Annotated in this window: 13 protein-coding genes; 6 read left to right on the top strand and 7 right to left on the bottom strand. The window is 48.1% G+C overall.

Annotation, left to right across the window (positions count from 1 at the left end):
• Positions 1-98 precede the first annotated feature (98 nt).
• Complete coding sequence (locus VNQ80_RS02350) at positions 99-1295, top strand: pyridoxal phosphate-dependent aminotransferase (protein WP_325635843.1); 1197 nt, start codon at positions 99-101, stop codon at positions 1293-1295.
• Between the two features lie 11 nt (positions 1296-1306).
• Here the strand turns inward: VNQ80_RS02350 and cmk are convergent, their stop codons facing one another.
• From cmk to yihA, 5 genes are all read right to left on the bottom strand, one after another.
• Positions 1307-1969, bottom strand: coding sequence for a (d)CMP kinase (gene cmk, locus VNQ80_RS02345; RefSeq protein WP_325635842.1), 663 nt, complete (start codon positions 1967-1969; stop codon positions 1307-1309).
• Positions 1970-1973: 4 nt separating this feature from the next.
• On the bottom strand, positions 1974-2387 hold the full coding sequence (locus VNQ80_RS02340) for a hypothetical protein (RefSeq protein ID WP_325635841.1): 414 nt from the start codon (positions 2385-2387) through the stop codon (positions 1974-1976).
• 50 nt (positions 2388-2437) lie between these two features.
• Positions 2438-4768 carry a type I DNA topoisomerase gene (gene topA, locus VNQ80_RS02335; RefSeq protein WP_325635840.1) on the bottom strand — a complete coding sequence of 777 codons (2331 nt, stop codon included), beginning with the start codon at positions 4766-4768 and terminating at the stop codon, positions 2438-2440.
• Positions 4769-4935: 167 nt separating this feature from the next.
• The gene (locus VNQ80_RS02330) at positions 4936-5784 is read right to left on the bottom strand and encodes a UbiA-like polyprenyltransferase (protein WP_325635839.1); all 849 of its coding nucleotides are present in this window, start codon (positions 5782-5784) and stop codon (positions 4936-4938) included.
• Positions 5785-5890: 106 nt separating this feature from the next.
• A complete protein-coding gene (gene yihA / locus VNQ80_RS02325; protein ID WP_325635838.1) occupies positions 5891-6511 on the bottom strand; it encodes a ribosome biogenesis GTP-binding protein YihA/YsxC in 621 nt (206 codons plus the stop codon).
• Positions 6512-6642: 131 nt separating this feature from the next.
• Between yihA and VNQ80_RS02320 the strand changes: the two genes are divergently transcribed.
• Both VNQ80_RS02320 and VNQ80_RS02315 read left to right on the top strand, forming a co-directional pair.
• Positions 6643-7269: a C40 family peptidase gene (locus tag VNQ80_RS02320; RefSeq protein ID WP_325635837.1), complete on the top strand. Its 627-nt coding sequence runs from the start codon at positions 6643-6645 to the stop codon at positions 7267-7269.
• A gap of 81 nt (positions 7270-7350) precedes the next feature.
• Positions 7351-7998: a hypothetical protein gene (locus VNQ80_RS02315; RefSeq protein WP_325635836.1), complete on the top strand. Its 648-nt coding sequence runs from the start codon at positions 7351-7353 to the stop codon at positions 7996-7998.
• A 3-nt stretch (positions 7999-8001) separates the two neighbouring features.
• Here VNQ80_RS02315 and VNQ80_RS02310 read toward each other — a convergent pair whose 3' ends face one another.
• Both VNQ80_RS02310 and VNQ80_RS02305 read right to left on the bottom strand, forming a co-directional pair.
• On the bottom strand, positions 8002-8601 hold the full coding sequence (locus VNQ80_RS02310; protein ID WP_325635835.1) for a hypothetical protein: 600 nt from the start codon (positions 8599-8601) through the stop codon (positions 8002-8004).
• Between the two features lie 107 nt (positions 8602-8708).
• Positions 8709-9320, bottom strand: a complete 612-nt coding sequence (locus VNQ80_RS02305) for a WbqC family protein (RefSeq protein ID WP_325635834.1) — start codon at positions 9318-9320, stop codon at positions 8709-8711.
• Between the two features lie 243 nt (positions 9321-9563).
• On the opposite strand from VNQ80_RS02305, the gene VNQ80_RS02300 reads away from it, so the two are divergent.
• From VNQ80_RS02300 to VNQ80_RS02290, 3 genes are all read left to right on the top strand, one after another.
• Positions 9564-10427, top strand: a complete 864-nt coding sequence (locus tag VNQ80_RS02300; RefSeq protein ID WP_325635833.1) for a lysophospholipid acyltransferase family protein — start codon at positions 9564-9566, stop codon at positions 10425-10427.
• Entirely contained in the window at positions 10424-11458 is a 1035-nt protein-coding gene (locus VNQ80_RS02295) for a glycosyltransferase family 2 protein (RefSeq protein WP_325635832.1), read from the top strand. The genes VNQ80_RS02300 and VNQ80_RS02295 overlap by 4 nt, the downstream gene beginning before the upstream one ends.
• Before the next feature lie 87 nt (positions 11459-11545).
• Positions 11546-12277, top strand: coding sequence for a hypothetical protein (locus VNQ80_RS02290; protein ID WP_325635831.1), 732 nt, complete (start codon positions 11546-11548; stop codon positions 12275-12277).
• Positions 12278-12290: the final 13 nt, after the last annotated feature.

The raw sequence follows: 12290 nt of genomic DNA, 5'->3' as shown, positions 1-12290 counted from the left end.
CAAAGGCTGGGCATTTCAGATCAAAGGATAAATTTTAAACGCCCCCCTCTTGTTAAATCAAAAGCTATCCGTAATATTGCAGCCGAAATAGCACCAATATGCCATCAATATCCACCAAGGGCCGCGAGATGCCGGCCTCACCCATCCGCAAACTAACTCCTTATGCCGATCAGGCGAAGGCGCTAGGAAAGCAGGTATATCACTTGAATATCGGGCAACCGGATATCGAAACGCCGCAGGGAATGTTGGATGCTGTACGTAGTATCGATTTCAAGATCTGGGCATATACACCTTCGGAGGGGACAGCGGCTTACCGGGATAAGCTGAGTGGCTATTACAATAAATTAGGCTATAACATTACACCCACCGATATCTTGGTGACCAACGGCGGATCGGAGGCCATTACCATCGCCATGCAGGCGTGTGTAGGCCCAGGCGAGGAAATCATTATCCCGGAGCCTTTTTATGCCAACTACAACGGATTTGCGTGTTCAGCGGGTATCCGGATAACGCCCATCCTCTCTTATATCGACGACGGGTTTGCACTTCCTTCTATCGCGGCGTTTGAAGAGGCCATCACTGAAAAAACCCGCGCCATTGCTATCTGTAGTCCGAACAACCCAACAGGCTACCTTTACTCGAGCGAAGAAATGCAAGCGTTGCGCGATTTATGCATCAAACATGACCTCTTCCTGCTGGCTGATGAGGCGTACCGCGAATTCTGTTACGACGGGCGCGAATTTATATCGCCCATGCATTTAGCGGGCTTGGAACAACATGCAGTGATCTTAGATACCGTAAGTAAACGGTACAGTGCTTGCGGTGCCCGGCTCGGCTGCATAATTACCAAAAACAAAGAACTGTGGCAGGTAGCCCTGAAATTTGCACAGGCTCGCCTCAGCCCGCCGGCGGTGGCCCAAATCGCTGCGACGGCGGCGGTGGACACACCGCAAAGCTATTTTGACAGGGTCAAAGGGGAATATGAAGCAAGAAGAGACACATTGGTTGACGGCCTGAACAACATTGAAGGCGTATATTGTCCCAAGCCCGGCGGTGCTTTCTACGTGTTGGCCCGCCTCCCGGTAGATGATGCGGACCGGTTCTGCCAGTGGATGCTGGAACATTTTGATTACGAAAACCAAACAGTGATGATGGCACCGGCCAGTGGATTTTATAGTGCGGCACATGCAGGGAAAGACCAGGTCAGGTTAGCTTATGTGCTGAATACAGATGATTTGAAAAAATCGTTAGCTTGCATCGAGCGGGGGCTGGCAGTCTATCCGGGCCGGCGTTAATGCTTTGACCGCTAAAGCCGGTCTAACACGAACTGTAGTTGCTCCGCTTCATTAAGCTCGGTATTATCCAAGATAATGGCATCTTCCGAACGCACTAGCGGACTTTCGGCTCGGGTGGTATCGATGTAATCACGGTGTGCAAGGTTCTCAAACACTTCCTCCAATGTGATGTCGTTGCCCTTACCTTTCAATTCGAGGTATCGGCGCTCGGCGCGTACCTTGGGGTCGGCGGTCATGAAAATCTTGAGGTGTGCATCCGGGAAAACAGTCGTACCAATGTCGCGCCCGTCCATCACAATATTTTTATTTTTTCCCATCCGCTGTTGCTGGGCCACCATCGCCTCACGGACAGCCTTGACCGCACTGACCTCACTCACGTAGTCGGAAATATACATCTGCCTGATTTCATCAGACACGTCTTCGCCATTCAGCGAAATACGGGTCCTACCGGGTTCGATGTGGAAATCGATATGGATTTGGCCCAACGCCGCAGCTACTTTTTCAGCTTGCGTAAGGGGAACGGCATGGCGGATGAAATACAGCGTAACCGCCCGGTACATGGCTCCACTATCGATATACAGGTAATGTAGCCGCTCGGCCAGCGCCTTTGCAAGTGTACTTTTCCCACAGGAGGAATAGCCATCAATAGCTATGATCTTATTCGTCGAGGCCATGGAATTAATTTTGTCCACCGATAAGCACACCCGGCTTGTTCAGTACGGGAATTTTGATCAAGTTATCATCAATGATGCTTTCCGGAAGAAAGATGTATTTTTTGTCGTAGATGGTACCGTTAATGTAATAACTGAGCCAATATTCATTGGTAAGTCCAAACACCTGCTCATCGATGGCCTCAATCTTGGCATAGTCATGCGGATCGATATCGCCGATAAAATGCCGTAAAACAGACGTTTTTACCTCCTTTTCATCCTTGACTCCATAGCCTTTTGAACTCACCATCACATTGTTAATCGGTTCGTTTTTTTCATTTATGAGATATACATTCCATGTTTTGCCTGAAGGCGTCTCGCCCTCCAGCACCACGGCAATGGAAATATCCTCGACGATATTCAGGGGTAAATCCTTTTTCATTTAATCCAGCTTTTTCAGCTACCAGTTATTCGCCTTCGGCTGTCGGTATTCTACTTCTTTCCACGAGCTTTCTTCTTTGGCTTTTTCTCGTCTTCCGCAGCCCACTTAACAACATCTTCATACGTAATATTGTCCACGGAAGTCCCTTTGGGAATCTTGACGTTCTGCTTGCCGAAACGTATGAACGGACCCCACCGGCCATTCTCGATGCGCGCATCAGTATTTTCTTCGAAAACTCTGATGATTTTCTCCTTATCTTTCTGCCGTTTATCTTTGATAATCTCAATTGCTGAATCCGTAGTGACATCCAGTGGATCCAGCTCTTTCGGCAGGGAATAAAATGCATTGTTATGCCGTATATATGGGCCAAAACGTCCCACAGCAACCGTCATTTCTTTGCCCTCGAACTCACCCACTTTCTTGGGCAGCTTAAACAGATCAAGCGCTTCTTCAAACGTGATGGTTTCAATCATCTGCCCGGGTCGTAAACTCGCGTACCGGGGCTTTTCCTCGTCGTCCGGCGAACCGATCTGTACCATGGGGCCAAAACGGCCAATACGTACGCTGACCCGCTTTCCGGTACCGGGCTCCTCCCCAAGTTCCCGCTCGTTCGTCGCGCGGTCAGCATGTTTCGTTGTCGTTTCAACCTCTTGATGGAAAGGGCCATAGAAACTGTGCAACATCGCTGTCCATTCCTTCATGCCCTGGGCAATCTCGTCAAATTCTTTCTCCACTTTGGCCGTGAAGTTGAAGTCTACTATCCCGTTAAAATGCTCAACCAAAAAATCATTTACCACCACGCCGATGTCAGTAGGGAATAATTTCGCTTTCTCTGCGCCCGTGGTTTCCGTTTTGGTTTGCGACGATATGGTGCCACCCACCAGCTCCAATACCCGATAATCGCGGGGTTTACCATCGCGGCTCTCTTTGACCACATAGCCCCGGTTTTGGATTGTAGAGATCGTAGGTGCGTATGTCGACGGACGTCCGATTCCCAATTCCTCCAGTTTTTTAACCAAGCTTGCTTCGGTATAGCGGGCTGGCGGACGCGAAAAACGTTCCGTTGCCGACATCCGATTCAGGTGCACCTGCTGCCCCGCCGTTAACGGCGGCAACAGCGCGTTGTCGGTATCGTTATCGAGATTGGGTTCATGTTCATCATCAGTAGACTCAAAGTAGACTTTCAGAAAGCCATCGAACCGCATCACTTCGCCATTGGCTACCAATTCTTCCTGACGGGTGGATACGCCAATTTTCGCCGTCGTTTTCTCGAATTCGGCCTCACTCATCTGCGATGCGATGGCACGCTTCCAGATTAGTTCGTATAACCGACGCTCAGCATTGTCGCCTCCAAGCGTGTGCTGGTCGAAATAGGTCGGTCTGATTGCCTCGTGTGCTTCTTGAGCCCCGGCGGACTTGGTTCGGTACTGGCGGCGCTTGTGATACGTATCGCCATAGGCGGACCGGATCTCTTGTTCGGCACCTTGAAGGGCCGTATCACTAAGATTTACCGAATCGGTACGCATATAGGAGATGTGTCCGGCCTCATAGAGCCGCTGGGCAACGGCCATCGTACGCGCTACGGAAAATCCAAGTTTTCGACTGGCTTCCTGCTGCAATGTAGAGGTGGTGAATGGTGCTGCCGGACTGCGTTTCGAAGGTTTGGTCTCCAGGCTATTGATGACAAAATCTGCTGGAATACAGTCGGCAAGGAAGCGTTCCGCCTCCGCCGCTTCGACAAACCGCTTTGGCAATTCCGCTTTAAATAGTTCCTTCGCGTTACCGGTATGAAAAATAGCGACGATTTTGAATGCTGCCTCAGCCGTGAACCGGTTGATTTCCCGCTCCCGGTCGACAATCAGCCTAACCGCAACGGATTGTACACGCCCGGCTGATAGGGATGGCTTCACTTTCTTCCATAATACTGGTGAAAGCTCAAAACCCACCAAGCGGTCAAGTACCCGCCGCGCTTGCTGTGCATTGACTAGGTTGAAGTCGATTCCCCGCGGGGTTTCTATGGCCCGAAGGATGGCAGGTTTGGTGATTTCGTGAAATACGATACGCTTGGTCTTTTCATCATCCAGACCCAAGGTTTCATAAAGGTGCCAAGAAATGGCCTCTCCCTCGCGGTCCTCGTCAGATGCCAGCCATACGGTATCGGCTGCTTTTGCCAATTTCTTTAACTCGCTCACTACCGCCTTTTTTTCCGCGGGAACCTCATAACGCTGCGTAAAATTATTTGATGTGTCGATTGCGTCGTCCGTTTTTACCAGGTCGCGAATATGTCCGTAGCTCGATTTCACCATGAAATCTTTGCCAAGGTATCCTTCTATTGTTTTTGCTTTCGCCGGTGACTCTACAATCAGTAAATTCTTTGCCATTGATTTTTTTGGATTTCTGCAAACTTAGATAAATTTGTTTTATATGCAATAAATTGGGTTGCATGTAGCGCAAATTCTTCACGCGAATACGCTTCATAAGCGTTATGCAGAGACGCATAACGAAAATAATAAACAGGAATAAATGAGATATATTTCGGGGAAAGCAATCAAAAAAATATGTCCAGAAGGAAAAAGCAGGCAAACACGACAGATGCCATACCGTTGGTCGTCATGAACGCGCGGTCTACTCTACTCAGGTCCGTCGGGCTGACAATCCAGTGCTGGTAAACAAGCAATCCACAGTAAAAAACTACACCAGCAATGTAAAACCAACTCAGTGAAATAACGTACATCGGCAAGATTACAAAAACGGCTGACAATACATGGAACACACTCGAAACGCGCAGCGCAGTGCGTTTACCGAGCCAAACCGGGATGGAATTGAGGCGGTGAGTTCGGTCGAACGATTCGTCTTGCAGTGCATAGATGATATCGAACCCGGCCACCCAAAACAAAACTGCACATGCATAAAATATGGGCACGATATGAAACATACCGGTAACCACCAAATAAGCACCAAGGGGTGCGAGCCCCAGCCCCAACCCCAGTATGAGGTGGCAAAGCGGCGTAAAACGCTTCGTATAGCTGTAGCCCAACACGACGGCCAACGCCACGGGGGATAAATAGAAGCAAATCGGGTTGATAAACCACGTGGCCGTCATGAACAATACAACGTTAACCAAAGTAAAACCCAATGCTTGGCCGGCCGTGATTCGGCCTGCCGGGATGTCGCGCATGGCCGTGCGGGGATTAGCCGCATCGATGTCGCGGTCCAGATAGCGATTAAAAGCCATAGCCGCATTGCGAGCAAACACCATACAGGCCAGCATTAACAACAACTTTAACCAATTGAAATCGGCGGGCGTGGTGTGGATAGCAAGAAAAAAACCGATGACAGCAAAAGGAAGGGCAAAAATACTATGGGCAAAAAGGACAAGTGAAAAGTATTTTTTCATCTGTGTATAATTTGTTTTTTAATCGTGATGAAGCTATCAGATTTATTCATTCCCCTATGTGACTGAATAAATCATGATGGTTTCATACGTACTTTATAAGGTGCGTTCAACGGTCTGGTGCATCAAGCGGTTGAAAATTTGCGTTGATTTCATCGATGGCAGTCAAGATTTCCTCACATCCCGTACGATTCGCTGAAGAAGTAAGGAAATGAGGGGGCGTTTCCTCAAACCATTGGAGCAGCGCGCGGTGGAATCGTTCCACATTTGCGTTAGCCTTGCCGAGCGAGAGTTTGTCGGCCTTGGTAAAAACCAACAGAAATGGGATCCCATTTTCGCCAAGCCAGCGGCAAAACTCCAGATCATTCTTTTGCGGCTCGTGGCGACTATCAATCAGTACAAAAACACATTGCAGGTTTTCGCGCACCGCAAGGTATCGCCGGATGAACTTTTCCCAAGCGACACGGTTGGTTTTAGAGGTTTTGGCAAAACCATAACCCGGCAAATCCACCAAATACCAGGCATCATTTATTAGAAAATGATTGATTAGCTGGGTTTTTCCCGGCGTCTGCGAGGTCTTAGCCAACTGGCGGTTACCCGTAAGTGCGTTGATAAGTGACGACTTGCCCACATTAGAGCGGCCGATAAATGCGTATTCCGGCAGATCCGCCGGTGGTAACTGATCCACACGGGTATTGCTGCACACAAATATCGCTGTTTTTACCACCATGGTGCAAACTTAGGCAAATTCCGCGATTAGTCAATAGTGGAAGTCAGTCAGACATCCGGTCGATTTCATGTATTGACCAATCCCTCAAAATATGTACATTAGCAAATCCTTAATATGCAACAGGAATTTCAATGAGTGGTCACCGAATTGGGCGAAATCGAAATAGCAGTACTCGTCTCATATGCTGTCTATTGGCAGCAGCACTCTCCCTCAGTGGGTGCCTCACCCGGAAAAACGCATTGCCACCCGACAAAACCGTGACGTCCATGCCGCGCAAACATGCAAAGGGATCGATCCTTACGGATGCATCGTCGGCACCAAAAGATGTACGCGCGGGGAAACAGCTGCTCGAAAGCTATGCAAAGGTAATTGGCGTACCTTCCAACGAATTGCAACGCCCGGAGTTATATGGCTTTATCGACAATTGGATGGGAGTACCGCATCGTACGGGTGGAACCGACCAGCGCGGGTTGGACTGTTCGGCTTTTGTGGGCTTAGTGATGCGAACGGTGTATGACAAGGATGTACCGAGGGCATCGAGGGATATGGCTGAACACGTCAAACGGAAGTATGAACGGCAGTTACGGGAGGGCGATCTCGTTTTCTTCTCATTCGGCCGAAGAACCATTGACCATGTGGGTATTTACCTACACAACAACAAATTTGTGCATGTATCTACTAGCAAGGGTGTAATCATCAGCGACCTTCGTGATCCGTGGTATTATAAATATTTCACCAGAGCCGGAACCCTTCAATAAGAAAACTAGGGTCATTCCATTTTGAAAGCTTCGACGCTTTCATTAGTTTAGCCAACGCAAGTAAACATTAACTACGAAATCATGAATAAACTATTAAGCATTACATTGGTCGCTTTAATTGCTACGGCCTGCCAACAGACCCAAAAAAAAGAAGAAGCTGAAGTACCCCAAATTGACCCCAACGCAATTTCGTGCGAAGGCATTGGACCAGTGAAACTAGCTTATTCCCATGCTGCACTCGACAGTGCTATCGGCGCAGACAACCTGGAAAATGGAACGGCAGAGGTGGAAGGTCGAACGGTGCACATTACCAAGGTATTCCCCAACGAGGCAGAAGAAATCACCGTTTATTGGGCGGAAACCAAGGAGCCTTACACCACCATAACCAAAATTGCCATAGCGAATAACTTCGGTCCCTACCAAACCGCCGAGGGCTTACGTGTGGGATCTACATTGAATGAAGTAAAAGAGCTTAATAATTTCATGCCCGTAACAATGACTAACTTTTATAACAGCGTGGACGGGTTTGCGAACATCCTCGGTTTCGGTGGTGGCGATATCGAAACCAACTACCCATGTATTGGCGGTAAGCTGGATATTGTGAAACAACGGGGCGTTGATGTCCGGACATTGGACGAAATAAAACCCGAGAAGGAGTTAAAATCCTCACACAAGCTCTTTAACTCGATTGATGTAGAAGTGGTGGAGTTGACTGTTTCCGCAAAATAATCACTATAATCCCATCACTCGCGCCACATTGTCCTTCAGTTTGGTTACATCTGTTTTCAATCCGCCATAGGTAGACAATACGTTGACTGGCCGTTGCTGGATATGCCGGAAATTGTGCAGCCAGCCCATTTCGACAAACAGGAAAAAGCCACCGATTTTATAGTCAGCGCCCACGCCACCACGTAGCGTGGGCGTTATGTGTACTGACGTCTCAATAGTCACTTTGCTGGCAGCCGCTGAAACGGCTGCCCGTGGCTCTACAACAACGCCGACACCCGGTCCGCCAAAAGCATATATATTAAGCTTATCCAACTGTTTGCGGATGCCCCCAGCTAGGTTTAGGATATAGAAGTTACTGCGGCCGCGATCCAAATCATATGGATAATCGGGGTCGTGCACTTGCTGATTGTAACGAAATGTCAGGAAATCGATAGAAGGATATACAAAATAACACCTATCGGCCAACGAGATATCCAAACCGAGGCTATTGGAAAATTTAGCTTGCAACAAATCGCTGGTTTCGCCCAGCGCAAACCCCCACCCCATCCCGCTAGTTACAAATACTTTACGGTGGTGTATCGAGTCCATTTCTGATTGAGCCATGGCATTGCCGATGAACCAAATAGATAAAAAAAGCAAATATTGTTTCCGCATCGTTTTTAGTTAAACCTGACACTAAAACAGGAGCTGCAGCAAAAGGTTTTCCATGTTCAGAGATACCCCCTACTTTGCGGCCCGTGGTTGAAAAGCAAATCGACAATACTCAAGTCCGCGATGAAGCCATGCTTGGACGCAAACACCTGATGGTACATTTTACAATGGGTTAACGGCGAGTTCCTTTTCGGGTGGAGAAGCTGTCTGAAATCCGTGCCTGACGGATAATCATCACGATAATCCAGCGTATGGCCTACCTCCTTCGCTATCTTGAGCAATCGGAGCACCAAAGCCAGTTGGGCTTCATTGAAGTCAAACAACCACTCAAATCGGCGCTGATAAAACGGGGCAAAATCATCTTCATAATATTCGAAATAAGCTGAACTTCGATAAGCAGTCTGTATGCTTGTCCAATGCAGGCGCTGCCAATCACCCCCATAGCTGATCCGGACCTCTTTCATGGCTGTACGGTTTTTACTACCATGTTGTATCGGTATGATCAGGTCGAGCTTACCGTTGGCAGAATAAATGGATGTGCGGTTCCGATAAGTTTGTTTCGGATAGTGCTCATGCCGTTCAAGTTGTATAGTTCCCGAGGAGCCATTTAGCACACTGAAATAGGAAACCGGAGGCAAATAACAAATGGGTAAAATAAGGGTATCGTCCATGTATCGCAAAAAATAGAAGTTTTGTGCTGTAAACTTAGATAAAGTTGCTTCGAAATACAAACCATGATTTTTGACGCGATTGTCTTTCTTCTGCTTGATACCGATCTGGCAGATTCCGCTTTTAAATAACGTGCAGTAGCTGCGTGGAGGCCGAAAACCTCAGGTTACACAAGCTATTAATCTTATTGCATATAAACGTAACTTTATCTAAGTTTGCGGCTTCGTGCACCATAAATGGCCAACATGCGAAACGTTTCCATCTTGTCCTTCTTTATTTACCTGCTTTCCCTGCTGCCATTCCGGGTGCTCTATGCTTTATCTGATTTGGGTTATGTATTACTATACCACATCATCGGATACCGGAAAGCTGTGGTTTTCAAGAACCTTCGGAATGCATTCCCTGAGAAAAGCGAGGATGAGCGGCGACAGATTGCACGAAGGTTTTACCGCTTTCTCCCCGACCTATTGGTGGAAGCCATTAAGATGCGCAGCATTTCGGCGGACCAAGTGGAAAAACGGATGATGATGTATCAAACTGAGGAATTGGAACGTCATTTTCGGGCGGGCAAAGGTGTCATTGCTGTTACCGCGCATTATGGAAATTGGGAACTGGGTATACACCGTATAAGCTTATTCACTGAGCATCCGGCGCTGATTATTTACAAACCACTGAACAACAAAAGCTTCGACACGGTCTACAACGGCATCAGGAGTCGCTTTGGTGCCATTATGGTGCCCATGAAGCTGACCTTAAGGAAAATTATCGCATACAGGCATCAGCCCCATATCAGCGTATTTGTTGCCGACCAGACCCCCGGACGTAGTGATTCACACTATTTTATCAACTTTCTAAATCAGAAAACCCCCGTGTACACAGGCGTCGAAAAGATTGCAAGGGCAACTGGATTCCCCGTAGTTTTTTGTCATATTGACCGCGTAAAAAGGGGGCACTATTGCTGCAAGTTCACTACATTGGTCGAAGAGCCTGCCACTGTCCCAGTGCATGGGATCACCGATATCCATAATAAATTCACGGAAGACATCATTCGCCGCAAGCCGGAGCTGTGGTTATGGTCGCACCGCCGTTGGAAAACCAAAGCCACATGATGAACCATTACCCGAAAGTAGCCGTAGTCATTTTGAACTGGAACGGTAGGTTTTTCCTCGAAAAATTCCTACCATCGGTGTATAATAGTGACTATCCAAACATCGAATTTGTTATCGGCGATAACGGTTCTACCGACGACTCGGTTGAATTCGTACGCACCGTCTACCCTGCTATCCGTGTTGTACAAAACGACCGTAACCTCGGATTCGCCGGCGGGTACAACGAAGTGTTGAAGGCCGTGGAAGCTGACTACTTCGTATTGCTTAACTCAGATGTGGAGGTGCCGCCCGATTGGATAGCGCCGGTAATCGAATTGCTGGAAAACAATCCCGACATGGCCGTAGCCCAACCGAAAATTTGTTCAAACTACCAACGTGATTACTTTGAATATGCCGGCGCAGCGGGCGGATTCATCGATAGTTACGGCTTTCCTTTTTGCCGGGGCCGTATGTTGCACGTCTTGGAAAAAGACCGTGGTCAATATGACGAGCCTTCCGATATTTTCTGGGCCAGCGGCGCCGCATTTTTCATAAAAAAACGGCATTGGGAACTGTCTGGTGGATTCGACGCAGACTTCTTTGCACACATGGAGGAAGTAGACCTTTGCTGGCGCTTACAACGGGCCGGTTACCGCATTGGGTACTGCCCCCAATCAGTGGTTTACCATGTGGGCGGAGGCACATTAGCAACTAGCAATCCGCGGAAAACATACCTCAATTTCCGCAACAACTTGGTTATGTTGCAAAAGAACCTACCGTTCTTACGTGCGTGGTGGGTGATTTTTGCCCGCATGTGGTTTGACTTGGCGGCCCTCATACACTTTTTAGTCTTGGGCAAGTTCCGCGATGCGTGGGCAATCAGTCGCGCCCATCAACGATTTTTCCTCGACGTATTCAAGACTGCCAGAAAACGGAGCCGGAATGGTGGAACGGTCAAACTGCATGGTTTTTATCGTGGTAGTTTCATTTGGGCGTTTTATGTCTACGGGAAAACGACGTTCAGCAAGCTCGACCCAAGGTGGTTTCTGTAAAATACCGGCTACACATCAACTTTTTGAAACAATAGTTGTTACCTTAGGGTGTTAAAGCAAATACATTGTAAACCAAAATAGTGAAACATGAAACATATCATCATTTCCCTACTTATCGCGGGCTCGACTGGCCTGATCAGCAAAGCACAGCAATCAGATGCCTTGGCTGGGGCATGGCGCTTCCAGCAGGGAGACATCCAACAAACAGCGGTTTTTGTAGATGGTTACTTGTCGCACAGCGTATTTGACTTGAAGAATAAAAAGTTCATTTCTACAAGAGGCGGTACATATACGGCAGAAAACGGTAAATTGACGGTAACGTGGCAATACGATACGGAAAAGGCGGCAGATGACCGGTCTAACGACACATGGGTGGGCACGAACAGTTCCTTCGACATCAATGTTGCTAACGGGGCGCTGACAGCCAACCTATCGGGCAGCAACGCATCGTGGAAACGAATAGATGCCAATGAAGGTGCAATGGCGGGTGTATGGCGCATCACCGGCCGGAAACAAGGTGACGACATTGGCCAGATAACACTCCAGGATCGAAGGACCCTGAAAATATTAAGCGGCACTCGCTTCCAGTGGGTAGCCATTAACATCAAAACCGGCGAGTTTTCCGGTACCGGAGGTGGCTCGTACACCTTTGAAAATGGAAAGTACACGGAAAATATCGAGTTTTTCTCACGCGATAACGACCGTGTCGGCGCTTCGCTTTCCTTCGATGGCGAAATCAAGAATGGATCCTGGCACCACAGCGGATTGAGTTCCACCGGGAATCCGATTTATGAGATATGGGACAGGTTAGAGGAATAAAAAAATCGTATTT

The sequence above is a fragment of the Parapedobacter sp. genome (assembly GCF_035556095.1).
Classification (GTDB): domain Bacteria; phylum Bacteroidota; class Bacteroidia; order Sphingobacteriales; family Sphingobacteriaceae; genus Parapedobacter.
Note: the sequence above shows the minus strand (reverse complement) of the source record. Positions and strands in the feature narration are given on the sequence as shown.